Genomic DNA, 18,178 nt, shown 5'->3' with positions numbered 1-18,178 from the left:
AACGAGAGTAAAGAACAGGAACATAAAAATGAAACAATTATTCCAAACAAAATCAGGGCCTGTTGTCGCAACGCTTCTGATGACATGCATTCTGTTCGGCACAACCATGCCAGCTGTCGCTCAAGTAGCGAAGGACACGCAACAGCCCAAGATGAAAATGACCACTGATATTCCGGAGTCGATCATCACCCCGGACAAGGTGGAGACACCGATCGGCACCCTCGAATATTTCGACGGAGTTCCGATCGGCGGCACCAAGGATGCGCTCTACGACTATGTGGACCGCGCCCGCGCGGTGCAGGTCTACATTGAAATGATCCCCGCCGTGTCCACCTACAGCCTCCTCCAAGGGAGCCGGGACATGAAGATGGGCGATTCCAACCAGATCGTCCTTTGGGAACAGCTGGGCGACTCCAAGTCGCTGGTGCTGACCTACAACAACACCTCGCTCTACACCTGGGGCTTTCTCGATCTCGAGAAGGACGGCCCCACCGTGATCGAGGTCCCAGCCGATGTGTTGGGAATCCTCGATGACGGCGACATGCGCTACCTCAGCGACATGGGTGCGGCCGGACCTGACAAGGGCAAGGGCGGCAAGTACCTGGTACTGCCTCCGGGATACGAGGGCGATGTGCCGGAAGGCTACTTTGTCGTCAAATCCACCAGCTACGTGGTCTGGAACTTCATGCGTGGCTACGTGCGTGGCAGCGTGACCAACCCGGCGGACGTCAAGAAGTCCGCCGACAACGTCAAGGCCAACCTGAAGGTCTATCCGCTGGCGAAGAAGGACAACCCGCCGAAGATGGAGTTCAAGAACATGTCGGGGGTCCACTACAACACGGTCCCGCCGAATGACTTCAGCTACTTTGAGCGACTCAATGAGATCATCCAGAAGGAGCCGATCGAATTCATCGGACCCGAAACCCGCGGTCTGATGGCCGGCCTTGGCATCCAGAAGGGCAAGCCCTTCAAACCCGATGCCCGCATGAAGAAACTGCTCACCGAAGCAGTGGCGATCGGCAGCGGCTATGCCCGTGCCAACACCGTCTATCCGCGCGATCCGGGTCACCGTTACTATCCGGAGACCGACAGCGAATGGGTGATGGCATTTCCCGACAAGGACTGCTTCTTCCTGAAAGACGGAATCCGTCGGATCGATGCCCGCCTGTGGATGCACTTCAACGCGGTGTGTGTGACTCCGGCCATGGCAGGAATCAAACCGGGGGTCGGGTCGGACTACGGCATTGTCGGAATGGACTCGAAACACCAGCCACTCGACGGTGCCAAGACCTACAAGCTGCATCTGCCGCCCAACGTGCCGGCCAAGGACAACTGGTCCGTGACCATCTACGACACGCAGCACCGTTCCATGCTGCAGACCGATCAACCCTTCGCGGGCGTCAACAGCCTTAGCGGCGAGTTGAAGCCGAATGCGGATGGCTCGTATGACATCTACTTTGCTCCCAATGCCCCGAAGGGCAAGGAGAGCAACTGGATCCAGACCGTTCCGGAAAAGAGCTGGTTCATCCTCTTGCGGTTGTACGGCCCGCTGGAGCCATGGCTCGACAAGACCTGGCGTCCGAGCGAACTGGAACTCGTGAAGTAAGTGGCTGGGGCTTCCAGCCCCAGTTGAGAAAACAAACTGCGGCTCCCGGCGCGCCGGGACAGCCACAATGGAAAAACAAACACAACGTTCAGACAATTGAGACGCACAAACTTATTCAGGAATCAGTAAAATGAAATCACCAATCAATCTGGCAGTTGTCTGGCTCGCGCTGGCCGTAATGGTCACGCCGGTTTGCGCCCAACAGGACAAGAGCATCTACGAACTCGGTGCCTCCCAGGAAAAATACAAGACCGGCGGCTTCAAGCCGGCGCCGGAGAATATCGAGACCAATTTCGGGAAGCTCGAGTTTCCCGGCGGCTACCCGACCGAGGAAACGGCGCAGAAGGTCTACGACGAACTCGACCTGCGGCGTGCGACCCAGCTCTACCTCGACATGTATCCCGCGCTGTCGATGCGCGGAATGATGATCGGAACGGCGCGGGATTACAGCGCGAAGGACTGCTCCCATGTTTCGGTGACGGCCAACCGCCTGGATTCCAACGCCTTATTCCTGACCGGAAACACCGAGAGCATCTACGCCATGGTGCTGTTTGACCTGAAGGCGGATGGCCCGACAGTCTTTGAAGCGCCTGCCGGATTGATGGGGCCTGTGAACGATGCCAATTTCCTGTTCCTGTGCGATATCGGCCCCACCGGCATGGACAAGGGCAAGGGTGGCAAATACCTGATCCTGCCTCCAGGTTACAAGGGTGAGGTGCCGGACGGCTACTTTGTGTTCAAGTCGCCGACCTATCGCCTGTTCTCCTTTGTCCGCGCAAATGCGGAGGTCGTCGGAAAGGGCGAGAAGGCCATGGAGTTCTTCCGCAAGAACTGCCGCGTCTATCCGCTGAAAGGTGGACCCAAGGACGGCACCTTCACCAATGTCTCCGGGATGCCGATCGATACTTTGGTTCCCGAGAATGCCACCGCGTTCGAGTGGATGCACGAGCTCATCAACTACGAGCCGGCGGAAGCGTTCGGCAAAGAGAAGCTGGGTCGTCTCGCCTCCATCGGCATTGTGAAAGGCAAGCCCTTCAACCCCGACGCGCGGATGAAGAAGATCCTTGAGCAGGCCGCCAAGGAAGGGGTGGCGATGTCGCGGGTGATCGCACTCGAAAGCCGTCAGGCCGCGGCGCAGGTCTATCCCAACCGCAAGTGGGAAAGCCCCTTCATCGGCGACAGCTCGACCTTTGATCCGGATGGCTATTTCAACCTGGAGGCGCGGACCACCTTCCACTTCACCGCGGACGGCATCACCCCCTCGATGGCGGCTCAGATGCCGGATGGATTGGGCTCCCGCTACCAGACCACCTACAAGGACAAGGATGGCAAGTATCTGGACGGCAACAAGGCCTACAAGCTCAACATCCCGGCCAAGGTCCCGGTCGCGCTCTTCTGGTCGATTCTGGTTTATGATTCCTGGACACGCTGTGAACTCCAGAGCCAGCCCTACCCGAGCATCAGTAGCCAGAGCGATCCCGCGCCGACGGTGAACAAAGACGGCTCCATCGACCTCTACTTCTCCAACGAGAAGCCCGCCGATGTTTCCGCCGCCAACTGGGTCAAGACCCTGCCCGACCAGGGCTTCTTCGTCTACATGCGCTACTACGGTCCGCTCAAGGCCTTCAACGAGAAGACCTGGATCCCGAATGACGTGGAGCTGGTGAAGTAGTCAATAACCCTATCAGGTGTCGGTGTTCAACAACCACCGACACCTGAATCCTAGCAAAAAGGAAAAACCAAAATGAAGACCAAAATGAAAACAATGATACTCGCCTGGTCCTGCCTGCTGGCAGCAGGTCTGACTGTTACGCAGAATGCGGTGGCCCAAGAAGAGGCCTCCAAGCCCAACATCGTCCTGATCAACATGGACAACTTCGGCTATGGAGAACTGGGGTGCTACGGCGGGGGTATTCTCCGGGGTGGTGCCACGCCACGCATCGACAAATTGGCTGGCGAAGGGATGCGGTTGTTGAATTTCAATGTCGAGGCACAGTGTACGCCCAGTCGGGCGGCTTCGATGACCGGTCGCTACGCGATCCGCACGGGAAATGGTTCGGTGCCGCTTTCCGTCGCCGACTACGGTTTGACTCAGTGGGAATACACGATGCCGGAAATGTTGAGCGATGCCGGCTATGCGACCGCCATGTTCGGCAAGTGGCATCTTGGGCAGTCGGAAGGGCGTTACCCTACCGACCAGGGATTTGACGAGTGGTATGGGATTCCGAATTCAACGGATGAAAGCCTCTGGCCCGCTCAGCAGGATTTTCAAAAGTACGCAAAGCTGGCGAAGGAAACCGGCAAGAATCCGATGATCAAGCCAGAGCACATCTACACGGCCAAGAAGGGCTCTCCAGCAAAAGCGGTCAAGGTGTATGACATTCCGGCAAGGCGAGAGATTGACCGGGAAATTACCGACCATGCCAAGGACTTCATTGGGCGTCAGGCGAAGGCGGGCAAACCGTTCTTCCTGTACCTGCCTTATACGCAGACGCACATGCCGAATCTTCCTAGCAAAGAGTTCGAGGGGAAAAGCGGAAACGGCAATTGGGGCGATGTGTTGATGCAGATTGATGCCTACACCGGCGAACTGCTCGATACGCTCGAACATAACAAGATCGCGGAGAATACGATCTTCATTTTCACAGCGGACAACGGAGGCGAAATGGTACCGGGTTACGCTGGCTGGAATGGGCCCTGGAGCGGTTCCTATTTTACGGGCAGGGAAGGTTCGTTGCGGGTGCCGTTTGTCATCCGCTGGCCCGGTAAGGTGCCGGCCGGCAAAGTCTCCAACGAGATCGTTCACCAGTTTGATCTCTTCACGACTTTTGCGAGTATTGCAGGAGGCAAGGTGCCGCAGGATCGTGTGATTGATGGTATCGATGTCTCTGATTTCCTGCTTGGAAAGTCAGAGGAGTCCGGACGTGAAGGTTTTGTTGTGTATGTCGGAAACGATGTCCACGGTGTGAAGTGGCGAAACTACAAAATGCTGTTCAAGGAATTGGAAGGCGATCGGGGAACCGGAAAATTGAACGTCTTCCCGATGCCCCACTTCTACAACCTCTTTGCCGATCCCAAAGAAGAGTATCCCGTCACCCAGCAGATGGCGGGGCGTCTGTGGTACCGATGGGGATTGGGCCCAATCCTCGTAGAGCACGAAAAATCGCTGGCTGCAGAACCACCGATCAAGCCAGGTACACCGGACCCATACGTTCCAGCGAAGCAAAACAAATAGCAAAGCGTGAAGTCTTAGCACAGGCTGGCAGCGCTGCCAGCCTGTGCTAAGACGAAGACAACTTGCACGACGACAATTATTTCCCACTCGCTCTACGCGGCTTGGACGAAGAGGCTTCGCGTTTCCCGTCCGAAAAAGTTGCCTAGTCGGAATAACCGCGTCCGCAGATCGCTTTCGGATTGCTGACCGTCCGCCAATCTGCATCGTCGTATCAATTGTGACGATAGCGAATCAAACGGGGCGGGTTGCGACCAAGTCGGGTAACCTGGTAATTGTGCTTGGGTGAGGGAGCCAGTGCATCTTGCCCAAGTAGCCTGCGGCTGGAAGCCACAGCCACTACCAGTCACGTCGAATTCGACTTTGATCGCAAGGAAGCGAAGCCGTGGTAGCTCTACATCAAAAAAAGCCGCTTCTGTTGACTCTCGGACTTTTCATCGGCGTGCAAGTCTGTCTGTCCGCATGCTTACCCCAACAAGCGGCTGCGCAATGCGACGCGTCCTGCGATTCACTGTTCGACGCGCCCGACTGTGGTAGCTCGTGTTGGGAACGCTCCACTTTGTCCGGGGACTGGTGTGGCCTGAGGTCGTGCTTTGAGGAAAAAGGTTACACCTGGAATATCTCCAACACCAACTTTTACTCAGGCATCACATCCGGCGGGCTCGACGAGACTTCCCGCTATCGCGGCCGGGTCGATATGTTTCTGAGCATCGACGGAAAGACGGTTGGCTTATGGGATGGTCTGACGATCAACCTGCACGGTGAGTCAGTGTTTGGCAGCTCGATCAACCAATATTCTGGAACGCTTCTGCCAGTCAGCGTGGCTCAAATACTACCCGACGGAAATCGCTCGGTCACTGCGCTCACGAACGTAACTTTTACGCAGGCACTGAGTGAATCCGTTTTGGTGCAAGCCGGAAAAATCAACACACTCGATGGTTTTGTTCAGCCGTTCACCGGAGGAGCAAACGGCCAAGACGGGTTTCAAAACCTTGCCTTGTGTTTCAATCCAGTCCTCGTCACGGCGTTTCCCTACTCATCGTTCGGGGCCGGAATGGTCGTTCTCGATGAAAACCAGGAAGCTGTCTTTTCGGCATTCGTCTACGACGCCAACAATACGCCGACCGTGAGTGGCTTTGATACGTTCTTCGATAATGGAGTGTCGCTGTTCGCTTCGGCGACCTTGCCTACAAAGCTCATGAACAAGCCTGGGCATCAGATGGTTTATGGTTTGTACAGTAGCGGGACCTACAATAACCTCGACCCCAATCCCTATTTTGACCCAGGCCAGGGAGTGGTTTTAGCAAACCCTGACAAGAAAGGTTCGTGGTTGCTGGCCTACGCATTCGACCAAGCTCTCTATGTTTCGCACGATGATCCAACGCGTTCCTGGGGTGTCTTCGGAAACGCTGGAATTGCGGACGATAATCCCAACCCATTCAATTGGGCTGCGAACATTGGCGTGGGTGGTTCCAATCCAATCGGCAATCGCCCTCAGGACACGTTCGGAATCGGCTACTTCTACGCGGGTGTCAGCGAACCACTGAAACAGCTCGCTCCGGTTCTGTTGCCACTTCAGGACGAGCAGGGCGTCGAGATGTTTTATAACGTCGGCGTGACCCCGTGGTGCCACGTCACGGCAGACCTGCAAGTCGTCGAACCGGCGCGCTCGCGTGTCGATACAATGGTGATGTTTGGGTTGAGAGCCAAGTTCGATCTCTAATTCGGCACTGTTCCTGCTGCGTTCGTTTGGGGCGTCTTCTACCATCAGTCTGCACACGGATTGCTCCCGGCATCGTGGGCGGACTGTCAACGTTTTCTCGCTGATTAACCGGCATGACGCCGTCGTTCTGAGCCAGCTTCTCATCGAAAATCACTCATTTATCACTCGTTCTTAGCGATGTACGGTGCCAGCCAGACTCCTAAATTGGGAATCGGTGAGATGTCTCCGTCAACCTGAGACGACGCGGGCGTTCCTTCTCGCCAACGCACCGACTAGCGATTGCCAATCAATGTGATGTGAACTGTATTATCGAAACACGCCCAATAATGAAGACAACTGAGAACAAATCGACATCGCCAGCCCACGACGATTTCGTCGAATTGGTTCGATCCGCAACCAGTCAGAGACTGATTGATCGAAATCTGACGGTTGACGGCTGCGCAAAGGATGTCGACGTTTCACGCCGCAGCATGCAACGCTTTTTGACGGAAGCCGGGCAGTCGTTTACGCAGCTTGTTGACCAGATGCGTCTCGACATCGCCACGAAATTGCTGGCCGATAAGAACAAGTCCATTAGTGAAATCGCTTCTCAGTTGGACTATGCCAATGCAGCAAACTTCTCGCGTGCTTTTCAGCGTCTCTCAGGTGTCACACCAACCCAGTTTCGTCAGAACATTGGATCGCGGAGATCAACGTGCTGATAGACTACGGAGAACAAAGAGTGACTTTCGATGTTGACTTAGCCGCTCTGCGTCTACGGTCTCCTGATTCAGTGATCCAGCGACCTGCTTCAACGCCAGCAACTGTGATGGAATGTCACACCGCAGCATCAACTCAACCAGACGAGATTCAAACATGATTGCAAACACCATTGTCCAGACCATCACGCAGTTCGGAGTCCTGTTGGCATTCGGCGTCATCATGATTGTAATATTGGCAGTTTGTGCGTCCGGAACGTCTATCGGTCGATATATGCTTCCGCGAACGGTCACCGACGTGGCGTCGAAACTCCTACCGCAATCGTTTATCACGGACGCGGAAGCCACGTTTACCGGTGATTTTATATTGCAGGTAGGCGGTACGCAGCGATTGACAAGCGTGCATGTGCACCGAGGTGATGGAGTGACGATCGCTTGGGCCTATGACGAATCAATCGAGTTCCCACAAGCGGGGACTTATGCCTTCAGCAATTTCAAGCACAATCTCAAGGCAGACTCCGCACTGAAACCACAGAGAGTCAAGGCACGTATCGAGAAAGCACTTGCCGACACTCTGGCGCCAAAGAATTTTGAGCCAGCGGAGGCACCCGCAGCCGATATCTGTATCAGCGTATTTGGAGCGTTAGAAGATGAGGTCTCGTTGCAGGCCATCACAGAATCTTTCGATCGGCCTGACGACGACGAATGGCGAGAAGCCATCCGTACGGCGATGGCGCATGGGCGTGACGAAGAAACGACAACACTGGGGCGCGGGTCGCTGGTGCTGGACATCTTCGATTCGCGGACGACAGAGGTGCTTTGGAGAGCGGCAGCGATTTCAAACATGGTGGTTGATGTCGAGGACACTGAGAAAGAGCGTCGCACGAGCCTCGCGATCAGCGAAATGTTGCGACGGTTTCCGCCAAGTCGTGTCTGAGGAATTCATTTCGCAGTCGCATGTCCGCACACGAGAGAAACAAGAGGAGTCATGAATGGAAAACGATAGCGAGGGAGCGTTCGATGAACGGATCATTGTCGAACTGAAGCGATTGCCCTGGTGTCAGGGTTTAAGTGATTCAGCCATCACTGACATTGCGGCGGTGGGCGAGTATGTCCATTTGAAAGAAGGCGATATCGTTCATCTGGCCGATCAGACATTGACCTCGGTTTTCTTTGTCGTCGAGGGACGCCTGCTGGCATCCGTCATGGATCAGTTCGGCAACTGCGTCCTGGAGCGTCCGTTGACCCGAGGCTCGGTGCACGGATTGCTGTCGATCGCACAGCCCGATCAAGCAAGCACGAACGTGGTCGCGACCGAGCCAACCACAGGAATCCGGCTAGGTATTGAATCACTCGCCAAACTCGCGGCCACGCACTCTGCGTTGCAGATGAATCTTTATCGGCTGGCCGGCAACATCGCTCGTCAGATCGTGATGGTCGATCGGACCAAGAATCAACCGTCGCGAGTGAGCATCGTTCATCAGTCTCCAGCCAGTCGTCGCCTGACGCCTGCGTTGTTAAAACGACTCAAGCAGTTGGATGAAACTCTCTGTGTCCTGGGCGATGACCCTGGGTGGCAATCCATCGAAGACGTGCCGTTTCGATTGCTATTCGCTGATGGAAAATTGATCAGCGAACAAGAACGTCAATCGCAGTTGAACGAGTGGTCAGACTTTGATCGCATCTTTGCCGACCTGGATGCCCAGCTTGAGCAAGTACATCTGGTTCGCTTGATGAGCGTGGCGGACCGGGTGTTGTGGTGTGTCCAGCCCAGTGACGCTCGCGCCGCCTTGCAAACCATCAAGTCGTTGCAATCTTTGGTGGCCGGTTGGCGTAAAAAAATCTGCTTGGTTTGGTTGCTCGACAGCGAAACGACGATTCCGCCCTATTTCCCCGAAGTCGCCGATCTAGTTGAACGCGATTTCAAAATCTCATTTTCGCAGCCCGCACCGAATCAAGGAGGACTACTGCCATCGGGAGTGGAGCGGATCATTCATCATCTTCGCGGGGTTCAAATCGGAATTGCTCTTGGCGGTGGTGCCGCGCGCGGCATGGCTCATCTGGGCGTATTAGAAGTGCTTGAGGACAATGGCATCTACGTCGACACGATGGCGGGCACAAGTGCCGGTGCAATGTCAGGGACACTCTACGCGTCTGGCATGAGCGTCGATTACACAATCGAAAGTTTCAAGAAAGACTTGCGACTACCGTGGTACTTTCGATGCTTGCCAGGCGGTAGTTATTGGTACTTGTTGTTCAAATACAGAAGACGCCAATTCGGCCCCATGCTGCAAAAGTATCTAGGGGACGCGCGGCTCGAACAATTACCGCTTCCGATGTGTACCGTGACCGTCGATTTAGTTCGCGGTGGGCCGGTCGTCAGAGAAACGGGCGATGCGGTGCGATGTATTCTCGAAAGCATCAATATACCCGGGTTTTCGGTGCCAATCGTTGGCGATGGCGAGGCCTTGATCGATGGTGGAATCGTCAACAACATTCCAGCGGACGTCTTGGTCAGCAAAGGATGCAACTTTGTGATCGCCTCGAGCGTAACGGCCAAGTTAGAAGCTGAGTTTGCAGGGATCTGTGCTGAACCACCCGGCAAGAAACGAAAGTCGCTTTCGGTGTTGAACGTTCTGATGCGAGCCAGCATGGTGCAACACTTCAACATGAACTCAGTAGGAATCCAGCCTGCCGATTTTCTCATCGAACCTGATGTGACAGCGTTTGATCTATCTGAATTTGCGCGTACCGATGAATTGGCTGCGGTTGGTGAAAGCTCAACGAGCGAGGTGCTGGGGATGTTAAAACAACAACTGTCCAAGTTGGATAGCAAGTTGTTTCCGTGGGGATCACATTCGGAACCAGAAACACAAAACGTTAGGTGATTGAAATGCAACGACTCTTTCGATTTTTCATGCTGGCCGCCGTGCTTGCGGGACTGACGGATGCGAACAGCGTCGTGGGGCAGGAACTAGCAACGGTGGAGGCTCAGACGATTGCTCGTGAAGCGACCATTTACGGTTACCCGATCGTAGAGAGCTACCGCACGATGCACGCCTTTGCAATCGACAGAGACAGCGACGAATTCAAGGCACCGCTCAATACGCTCAAGCACGAGGCGAATGTATTCACACCGGCTGACAAGGATGTTGTCACGCCCAACGCGGACACGCCCTATTCGTTCTTGTGGATGGACTTGAGGAATGAACCAGTCGTGCTCGGTGTCCCAGCCATGGAGGAGGGACGCTACTATTCGATCCAATTGACGGATCTCTTCAAATTCAATTTCGATTACATCGGATCCAGGGCGACCGGCAACGACGCTGGGCAATACCTGATCGCCGGTCCGAATTGGAAAGGTGAGAAGCCAACGGGCATTACCAAAGTCATTCGGTGTGAAACCGATTTTGCGTTTGCCATCTATCGTACGCAGTTGCGTGGTCCAGCCGACCTGGAGAATGTGAAGGAGATTCAAAAGCAATATACACTTCAATCCTTAAGTGAATTGACGCGTGATTCGGAGCCAGCCACGACAAGCAAAACAGAGTTCCCACTTCCGTTTTCTGATGCTGGCTCTGATCTCGCATTCTTTTCAACCCTCAATTTCGTGCTGCAGTTCTGCCCACCTGACCAATCGGGACAGGAACTCATGACGCGACTGGCGCGGATCGGTGTCATTGCCGGTGAGTCGTACGATGTTGACGCGGTCAGCCCCGAAATCCGAGAAGCACTCACCAAAGGCATGGCAGAAGGTGAAGCTGCGATCACGGCTGCGGCTGCCAAGTTGAAGGTTGCCGAGGTGATTGGCTCGCGCGATTATCTTGGCAGCGACTATCTGATCAAGCGCGCCGTGGCTGCAAAGCTTGGTCGTTACACCAATTCCAAAGAGGAAGCACTCTATCCGTTGTATCTCTCGGACGCGGAGGGCAAACCGCTCGATGCGAGTGCCGCAAACTATGTTTTTAAGATCGGATCAGAAGAAATTCCACCGGTTAACGCGTTCTGGTCCATCACAGTCTACGACAGCCAGAGCAACGCACTGGTGGCGAATCCGATCAGCCGATATCGAATCAATTCATCGATGATCGATGCGCTCAACCGTGACGCGGACGGCGGACTGACATTCTCCATTCAGTTTCACTCTCCCGACGAAGAACAGGCGGCCAATTGGTTGCCAGCGCCTAACGGCCCGTTTTACATGGTCATGCGTTTGTATTGGCCGAAACCGGAAGCCTACGATGGCACGTGGACGCCGCCGCTGGTTTGGGCGGCGGATGCGGCGCCCACCCCGGCTGTGCAAAAGCCTGCCGGTGCCGAGGCGGCCGAAGAAGTCAAACCGTCGGTGCTGGTTGATGAGCCAAAACCCGAATTGGAACGCCCGACTGTGTGGGGCGAACCGACAGAGGTTCAGGTGGTGATCTATGTCATCGACGTAGACGAAGTCAATTCGGCCGATCAGAGTTTTGCCGCCAGCGTGTATTACGAAGCACGATGGAAGAATCCCTTGTTGCGCCACAAAGGACCGGGCCCATTGAATCGTAACATCGCCGAGGTCTGGTCTCCTCGACTAACGATCATTGGACAGCAAATGCAATGGCGATCTTTCCCTGAGTCCGTTGAAATCCGACCGGACGGCACCGTAATTTCTCGACAAAAGGTTTGGGGACGTTTTTCGCAGCCACTGATGCTGCGCGATTTTCCGTTCGATCAACAGACGTTGTCGATTCAGCTTGTCGCGGCCGGACTTTCGGAAGAACACGTCAAACTGGTTCCGCTTACTAATGAGGCGGGGAGATCATCCAGTATCGCGAGCAAATTTTCTTTGCCGGACTTTGATGTCGACTCGTGGGAAGCCTTGCCGACTCCCTACTACCCTGATGAAGGTCAGGTCGGCGTGGCCGGATATGAAATGAAGATCAATATCCATCGCCAGGCGACCTACTACATCCTCAAGGTCATCATTCCCTTGTGCCTGATTGTCATCATGTCCTGGTTGCCTCGGTGGATTGACCCCGAGCAAATTGGAACGAATATCGGCGTTTCCACTTCCGCATTTCTGACTCTGGTTGCTTACTTGTTTGCGATCACAGTACTCCTGCCGCGCGTCTCTTACATCACGCGTATCGACCGATTCATTCTGTTGTCGACGCTGACCGTATTTGCAGGCTTGATCCAAACCGTCTTCAATACAGTTATGATCCGTGGCAAGAGATTGCAACGGGCCGAACGGATCGACCGCTGGTCGCGGTTTGTCTATCCGATCCTGCTGGCGTTAGTGCTGGGATATTCCTTCCTATTTTGAAAATATTGAGTGGCCATGAGCCCAGATTCTTCTGTAAACCAATCCCGTTTTTCACGGTTGCGATCGGTGACCGGGTCGGCGCTGACCACTAGCCTGCTCACGCCAAAGCGAATGTGGATTGGCCCAGCGCTAACTGCGGTTGTGATTGTGGTCGTTGGATGGATGGCGCATCGATCGGTTGAGGACTCGGTCAAGACAAACGTTGCCGAACAACTTCAAGCGTTGCTCAGCGCAGATCTGGCTACACTGGAATTCTGGTTTGAGGAACGGCGCATCGACGCACGCTCCATGGCGAGAATGAAACGTGTCACTGAGTCGGTCGCCCAGCTGTCCGTGACAGCACAACAGGCCACGCCGCAGGAGGTCACCGCTGCACTCTTGACTAGCGATGCGATGGGTGAACTTCGAGAACGGATGCGGCCTCTGCTTGAGTCAGGCCGCATCGAAGGGTTTGTCGTGATCGACCAGAGCGGCATGGTGATCGGCCGCGATCAAAATACCGCGGTCGGAGACAGCTCGCTCGTCGCACGATTTCAATCTGTCCTGGAACCCGTCTTTGAAGGAAACACGGTCATCATCCCGCCGTTCCCAAGCGTGTTACCGCAAGTCGATCGGGATGGATCCATGCGGGCTGGTGTGCCGACCATGGCCGTGGCGAGCCCCGTCGAGTCCGATAACGGAGAACCGATCGCCGCACTTTGCCTGACGTTGAACCCCGCGAAGGAGTTCACCAAGATTCTGCGAGTGGCGCGTTACGGGAAGAGCGGTGAAACCTACGCCTTCAATGCGGCGGGGGTGATGATCACCGGTAGCCGATTTGATGACGAATTGAAGAAGATCGGTTTACTTGCGGACGACGAACAGACGCGATCGGTGCTGAATGTTCGCATTCGCGATCCAGGTGTCGACCTCACCCGGGGCAACAGACCGACACTCCGCGGACCGGAGCAGCCGCTGACTCGAATGGCGGCGGACGCAATCAGTGGAGGAGAAGGTGTCGATGTGGACGGCTACCGAGATTATCGTGGTGTCCGCGTGGTCGGCGCGTGGCAATGGTTGCCCAGAGAAAACATTGGGATTGCGACGGAAGTAGATGCCGCAGAAGCCTTTCGGCCGCTGTATGCACTGCGCCGCGCGTTTGGAGTTTTGGCTGGATTGCTGGGGTTAACCACGATTGGGCTTGCAGGGCTCGCCCTTTATGCTTCGCGATTGGAACTTCGCGCCCGGCAGTCTGCGCTCGAAGCGAAACGACTCGGCCAATATGCCCTCGGTGAAAAACTCGGTGCGGGTGGGATGGGCGTGGTTTACCGCGCTCACCATGACATGCTCCATCGGCCGACCGCTGTCAAGCTTCTGCATGTGGATAAGACCAACGAACAAGCGATCGCTCGGTTCGAACGCGAGGTGCAACTGACAAGCCAACTGACGCATCCGAACACGATCGCGATCTACGATTACGGTCGCACTCCGGAAGGCATTTTCTATTACGCGATGGAGTATCTGAACGGAATCTCGCTGCACGAGTTAGTGGAGCGGTTTGGGCCGCTGCCTGACCAACGCGTCAATCACATCCTGTGCCAGCTTTGCGGCTCTCTTTCTGAAGCTCACGACTTGGGACTGATCCATCGCGACATCAAGCCGGCCAACATCATGCTGACCAAGTGCGGCGGCATGTGTGATTTCGTTAAGTTGCTCGACTTTGGGTTGGTGAAGTCCCAAAACGCCGATCGCAATGTGACACTGGCCGGGTCGCTGACAGGAACACCACTCTACATGTCACCCGAGGCTATCCAGCAAGAAGAGGTCGACGCACGCAGCGATCTGTATGCGGTCGGAGCCGTGGGATACTTTCTGCTGACCGGCACGCCGGTCTTTGATGGCAAGAGTATCGTCGATATTTGCAAACAACATCTCGAGGAGACTCCGCAGCGTCCTTCGGAGCGACTAGGCAAACCGCTCGATGATCGGTTGGAGGAGTTCATCCTGTGCTGTTTGTCGAAACGTCCCGACGACCGCCCGGCAAACGCCGAATCATGCGAGGAAGAACTATTGGGTTGCCAATCGGCGAGTCGCTGGACGCAAGGGCAAGCCAAAGCGTGGTGGGCCGAGCACTTGGCCGTCGATTCCAATGAAACAGACACCGAAGTGGACTCGCATAACGTCACCGCGACCATTGACGTAACAATGGATGCACAGATCGCAAATGAATAAGCGACGACCATCTTCCTCCACCTTCGGCCGCCCCATGTCCTTCTTCGCCGGCTTATTCCTCGGCGCTGGCGAGTCCTCTTCCATCTTGCAAACCCAGCGGCGAAATGCGGAATACGACACAATCGTCATGATGTCTTGGATCTTCCCGCCCAGCTTCTTGCCGTGCTTGACGTGCGTGTTTCGCTCAGGATTGTCCAGATTGACCCGAGCAGGTAGATCAGAATGAATGTAAGTTACCGGGCCGCAGTCAAGGCTTCGTTCCGATTAGGTTCACCGCGAATTCCGTCCTTGGCTGTTATTTGATATGGTGCAGTGAATCCGCACTTTTGTTCCTGCTCGGCTTCATAAACCATAGGGCTTTGTGCTCGCAATCGGGGACGTCGAGGCCATTTGGCATCGACTGGCATTCTCTCAGTAGGGTTGCCCACTTCTGCCTTTGTCTTTCCCAGCACAATTCCATTGTGATTGGACGCAGGTTCCTTGCGTGAATTTTGGAACGCCCTGTCATTTCGCGGGGCAGGTAGAGCAAGGCTTCTTGGATCTCCGGTGCAAGCAGCGATAGGCTCAGGATTTGAGTGAGACGAGGCTGCGAGACTTTGCCCAACTCGGCAAGTTCGATCGTGTCCTGTGCCTCGCCACGCCGCAGCATCTCGTCCATCCGAATCGCGAGCGACATCAAGCGTGAAATCCTCGGAACCTTCCCCCGCCGTTTCACCAGTGGTTCGTCGGCCGGCTCCGCCTTCGGCTTGGTAGGTTTCTTCAGGTTCACGCTGACCTTGCATTTGACCGTGATCATTAGTTCGTCTCCTGTCGTTGTTCGGTTGCTTCGGCGGAAAAGGTTTTGATGCCCGCCGGGTGCATCGAGATCGAAAGTGTGCTTTCTTCAGCGTCGAATTCGATCCGGCTGATTAGCAATGTCAGCACTGCCGACTTCTCGCGAATATTCAGCTCATTCCAGACATTGCCGAAGTCAGAAAAGGCCACATTCACATCACGCTCGTCGATCTGTTCCGCAGTCAAGCGTTTGATCTCGCAGTCAACGGTTTCAAGCGACTCAATAATGCCGGCAACCTCTTGGTGCAACGCGGCCAATCGTTCTGAATCGCCAGACTCGGCATCCGTCGAGCTGCTCACATGTTTCATCTGTTCGTGCTGGTGATTCAACCGTTGGGTGAGCTGCGTTCGTTGAGTATTCAACTCCGCCAACTCCGCTTCGCAACGTTTACTCGACTGCTCCAACACATCGCGGCGTAAGCCTGGATCGTCCGCGATACAGCGAATCTGGTCGACCACGGCCGCCTCGATATCCGCCGCTGGCAGCGAGGGTGACGGACAATACTTCCGCCCGCGTTTGATCGCCGTCACACACGTGTAGTAGCGGTACACTTTCGACTGGCGGCGAGCGACGTTGTGAACCATCGAGTAGTTGCATGCCGGGCAATAGATCAAACCTTTCAACAATGCCTGATACTTGTTGACCAAGTGGTTGCCGCCGCCGCGAGCGTGACTACGCATCATCGCCGCGACATCGTCGAACAACTTCTGGTCAATGATCGGCGTGTGCTCACCCTTGAACGTCTGCGTCTTATGCTTGATCCGACCAATGTAGGTTTGGTTGGTCAGCATCGTATGCAGCGACGACTTATCAAACGGTTTACCGCCTCTCGTCTTTCCCGATTTCGTCTTCCAAGACTTCAAGCACCATCCACGACGGTCAAGTTCTTCGACCACCGGCGTCATCGACTCCATCTCGAGATACAACCCAAAGATACGCCGCACTTTCGCCGCCTCGTCCGCGTTGACCACCAACTTCGGGCTTGGCCCGGACCGGTCAACGTCGTACCCCAGCACCGGGATACCGCCGGCCCATTTCCCGCGCCGTCGTTGAGCCGCGATCTTGTCACGAATCCGTTCGCCGATGATCTCTCGCTCAAATTGTGCGAACGAAAGCAGAATATTCAACGTCAACCGACCCATCGAGTGCGTCGTGTTAAACTGCTGCGTCACCGAAACGAACGACACGCCATGGTTGTCGAACGTTTCCATGATCTTCGAGAAGTCCAGCAAGCTGCGACTCAGTCGATCGACCTTATACACGACCACGCAGTCAATCTTGCCCGCCGAAATATCTTCCAACAAACGTTTCATCGCCGGCCGGTCGACGTTGCCGCCCGAATATCCACCATCGTCATAACGAGTCGAAATGGCTTTCCAGCCCTCTTGCGATTGACTGGCGATGAAGTTCTCGCCTGCTTCACGCTGGGCATCGAGCGAATTGAACTCTTGATCGAGTCCTTCCTCAGTCGACTTACGAGTGTAGATCGCGCACCGAATGGTCCGCCGTTCAGATTCCGTTTGCTTTTTCATTTCTGTCTCCTTCCGAGTCGAAAGAAGAGGAAACCGTTGTAGCTAACGCCGGTGATCTCGCCGGCGACTTTCGACAGCGAACGAAATCGTTTGCCCTCGTATTCAAATCCGTCCGTCAGGACGAGCACGCGAACCATCGTGCCCTTGTATCGCCGTTCGAGAAAGCTGCCCGGCGGTGGCAAACGAGGATCCCAGTCGACGTATCCATCTTCTTCTGGCGTGGCACGACGAACGTTGTCCAGAACTTCTTCCCGAGGAGCCGTCATGCGAAGATCCGATGTTGCAGCCAACTCGCGAGCCTTCTGTTTCGCCTCGTTGCTCAGCCCACCTTCGTCCAACGCTTGCAACCGCCAAGCGATTCGTCGAACCAGATACTTTTTGTGCCGGCTGCGACAAACTTCATCGAACACTTCTTCATAGAGTGTTCGCAATTCATTGACTGTCTTGTCCTCAAGCGCAGCAACCGCCAATCGAGTTTCATCCGTCATCGGCTCACCTCCGTGTTGGCTTGTTCCGATTCGGAGACGATCGACACATCATGTTTGTCGAGCGAATCGGAATCCTGTTCGACATCGACTTGATTCGACTGGCGGGTGTAGATCGCGCATGGAGTCGCAGGTTGTTCTGCCTTGGTTCGGCAGCGAGTCAATGCACGCGAAAGAATGGCAGCGATATCGCTGCGTCTTGCATCACTCATGAATGGGTACCTCTGTGAAAGAAGAAATTGATTCGGCCGCGGTCATCTGCCGCTCAGAAACCGCGTCCGTCACAGAGAGCCCTGGAAACCGACCCGCCTCAAGCGGCTTTCCCAAAGAGTCTTCAAGAGTTCCCAAAACAGTTTCCAGGCAAAACTGTTTCCACCGCCCCACGCCGCGACCGAGCAACTCAGCCACAGCCTGTCGTCGCTCATCTGGCGACATTTCACCCACATCCAAATCCGGCTTACCCACACGCAACCCTCTGCACGAACAAAAAGTAACCGGGAGCAACCAAACGCTCCCTCCCCGGTTACCTATGCCGTCCTTCCGCTCGCCTG

Annotated in this window: 14 protein-coding genes; 9 read left to right on the top strand and 5 right to left on the bottom strand. The window is 55.2% G+C overall.

The window, feature by feature from the left end; translation table 11 throughout:
• Positions 1-28 precede the first annotated feature (28 nt).
• The 9 genes from SH139x_RS10295 (at position 29) to SH139x_RS10255 (ending at position 14,775) form a co-directional block, all read left to right on the top strand.
• Positions 29-1,606 (top strand): DUF1254 domain-containing protein, encoded by a 1,578-nt coding sequence (locus SH139x_RS10295; protein WP_488355161.1) that lies wholly within the window; start codon positions 29-31, stop codon positions 1,604-1,606.
• A gap of 130 nt (positions 1,607-1,736) precedes the next feature.
• Positions 1,737-3,278, top strand: coding sequence for a DUF1254 domain-containing protein (locus SH139x_RS10290; RefSeq protein ID WP_488355160.1), 1,542 nt, complete (start codon positions 1,737-1,739; stop codon positions 3,276-3,278).
• 72 nt (positions 3,279-3,350) lie between these two features.
• Complete coding sequence (locus SH139x_RS10285) at positions 3,351-4,841, top strand: arylsulfatase (protein ID WP_488355159.1); 1,491 nt, start codon at positions 3,351-3,353, stop codon at positions 4,839-4,841.
• 382 nt (positions 4,842-5,223) lie between these two features.
• A complete protein-coding gene (locus SH139x_RS10280; RefSeq protein ID WP_488355158.1) occupies positions 5,224-6,561 on the top strand; it encodes a carbohydrate porin in 1,338 nt (445 codons plus the stop codon).
• 326 nt (positions 6,562-6,887) lie between these two features.
• Complete coding sequence (locus SH139x_RS10275; RefSeq protein ID WP_488355157.1) at positions 6,888-7,262, top strand: helix-turn-helix domain-containing protein; 375 nt, start codon at positions 6,888-6,890, stop codon at positions 7,260-7,262.
• Positions 7,263-7,416: 154 nt separating this feature from the next.
• Positions 7,417-8,196 (top strand): DUF4136 domain-containing protein, encoded by a 780-nt coding sequence (locus tag SH139x_RS10270; protein WP_488355156.1) that lies wholly within the window; start codon positions 7,417-7,419, stop codon positions 8,194-8,196.
• A gap of 55 nt (positions 8,197-8,251) precedes the next feature.
• Positions 8,252-10,147 (top strand): patatin-like phospholipase family protein, encoded by a 1,896-nt coding sequence (locus SH139x_RS10265; protein ID WP_488355155.1) that lies wholly within the window; start codon positions 8,252-8,254, stop codon positions 10,145-10,147.
• Positions 10,148-10,152: 5 nt separating this feature from the next.
• Positions 10,153-12,564, top strand: coding sequence for a DUF1254 domain-containing protein (locus SH139x_RS10260; RefSeq protein WP_488355154.1), 2,412 nt, complete (start codon positions 10,153-10,155; stop codon positions 12,562-12,564).
• Positions 12,565-12,579: 15 nt separating this feature from the next.
• Positions 12,580-14,775, top strand: a complete 2,196-nt coding sequence (locus SH139x_RS10255; protein ID WP_488355153.1) for a protein kinase domain-containing protein — start codon at positions 12,580-12,582, stop codon at positions 14,773-14,775.
• A 295-nt stretch (positions 14,776-15,070) separates the two neighbouring features.
• Here SH139x_RS10255 and SH139x_RS10250 read toward each other — a convergent pair whose 3' ends face one another.
• The 5 genes from SH139x_RS10250 to SH139x_RS10230 are packed head-to-tail and all read right to left on the bottom strand — an operon-like array spanning position 15,071 to position 18,062.
• Positions 15,071-15,571: a hypothetical protein gene (locus SH139x_RS10250; RefSeq protein ID WP_488355152.1), complete on the bottom strand. Its 501-nt coding sequence runs from the start codon at positions 15,569-15,571 to the stop codon at positions 15,071-15,073.
• Positions 15,571-17,142: a recombinase family protein gene (locus SH139x_RS10245; protein WP_488355151.1), complete on the bottom strand. Its 1,572-nt coding sequence runs from the start codon at positions 17,140-17,142 to the stop codon at positions 15,571-15,573. The genes SH139x_RS10250 and SH139x_RS10245 overlap by 1 nt, the downstream gene beginning before the upstream one ends.
• Positions 17,139-17,630 carry a DUF2924 domain-containing protein gene (locus SH139x_RS10240; protein ID WP_488355150.1) on the bottom strand — a complete coding sequence of 164 codons (492 nt, stop codon included), beginning with the start codon at positions 17,628-17,630 and terminating at the stop codon, positions 17,139-17,141. The genes SH139x_RS10245 and SH139x_RS10240 overlap by 4 nt, the downstream gene beginning before the upstream one ends.
• Positions 17,627-17,839: a hypothetical protein gene (locus tag SH139x_RS10235; RefSeq protein WP_488355149.1), complete on the bottom strand. Its 213-nt coding sequence runs from the start codon at positions 17,837-17,839 to the stop codon at positions 17,627-17,629. The genes SH139x_RS10240 and SH139x_RS10235 overlap by 4 nt, the downstream gene beginning before the upstream one ends.
• Complete coding sequence (locus SH139x_RS10230) at positions 17,832-18,062, bottom strand: hypothetical protein (RefSeq protein WP_488355148.1); 231 nt, start codon at positions 18,060-18,062, stop codon at positions 17,832-17,834. The genes SH139x_RS10235 and SH139x_RS10230 overlap by 8 nt, the downstream gene beginning before the upstream one ends.
• Between the last annotated feature and the right edge of the window lie 116 nt (positions 18,063-18,178).

Source organism: Kothea flammea (assembly GCF_052161645.1).
Lineage (GTDB): Bacteria > Planctomycetota > Planctomycetia > Pirellulales > Pirellulaceae > Laterigemmans.
Note: the sequence above shows the minus strand (reverse complement) of the source record. Positions and strands in the feature narration are given on the sequence as shown.

What these genes read in the sequence shown, in the direction of transcription:
- SH139x_RS10250 (WP_488355152.1), bottom strand. Translation starts at nt 15,571, where the DNA reads ATGATCACGGTCAAATGCAAGGTCAGCGTGAACCTGAAGAAACCTACC.
- SH139x_RS10245 (WP_488355151.1), bottom strand. Translation starts at nt 17,142, where the DNA reads ATGAAAAAGCAAACGGAATCTGAACGGCGGACCATTCGGTGCGCGATC.
- SH139x_RS10230 (WP_488355148.1), bottom strand. Translation starts at nt 18,062, where the DNA reads ATGTCGCCAGATGAGCGACGACAGGCTGTGGCTGAGTTGCTCGGTCGC.
- SH139x_RS10265 (WP_488355155.1), top strand. Translation starts at nt 8,252, where the DNA reads ATGGAAAACGATAGCGAGGGAGCGTTCGATGAACGGATCATTGTCGAA.
- SH139x_RS10235 (WP_488355149.1), bottom strand. Translation starts at nt 17,839, where the DNA reads ATGAGTGATGCAAGACGCAGCGATATCGCTGCCATTCTTTCGCGTGCA.
- SH139x_RS10240 (WP_488355150.1), bottom strand. Translation starts at nt 17,630, where the DNA reads ATGACGGATGAAACTCGATTGGCGGTTGCTGCGCTTGAGGACAAGACA.
- SH139x_RS10255 (WP_488355153.1), top strand. Translation starts at nt 12,580, where the DNA reads ATGAGCCCAGATTCTTCTGTAAACCAATCCCGTTTTTCACGGTTGCGA.
- SH139x_RS10270 (WP_488355156.1), top strand. Translation starts at nt 7,417, where the DNA reads ATGATTGCAAACACCATTGTCCAGACCATCACGCAGTTCGGAGTCCTG.
- SH139x_RS10275 (WP_488355157.1), top strand. Translation starts at nt 6,888, where the DNA reads ATGAAGACAACTGAGAACAAATCGACATCGCCAGCCCACGACGATTTC.
- SH139x_RS10260 (WP_488355154.1), top strand. Translation starts at nt 10,153, where the DNA reads ATGCAACGACTCTTTCGATTTTTCATGCTGGCCGCCGTGCTTGCGGGA.
- SH139x_RS10285 (WP_488355159.1), top strand. Translation starts at nt 3,351, where the DNA reads ATGAAGACCAAAATGAAAACAATGATACTCGCCTGGTCCTGCCTGCTG.
- SH139x_RS10295 (WP_488355161.1), top strand. Translation starts at nt 29, where the DNA reads ATGAAACAATTATTCCAAACAAAATCAGGGCCTGTTGTCGCAACGCTT.
- SH139x_RS10290 (WP_488355160.1), top strand. Translation starts at nt 1,737, where the DNA reads ATGAAATCACCAATCAATCTGGCAGTTGTCTGGCTCGCGCTGGCCGTA.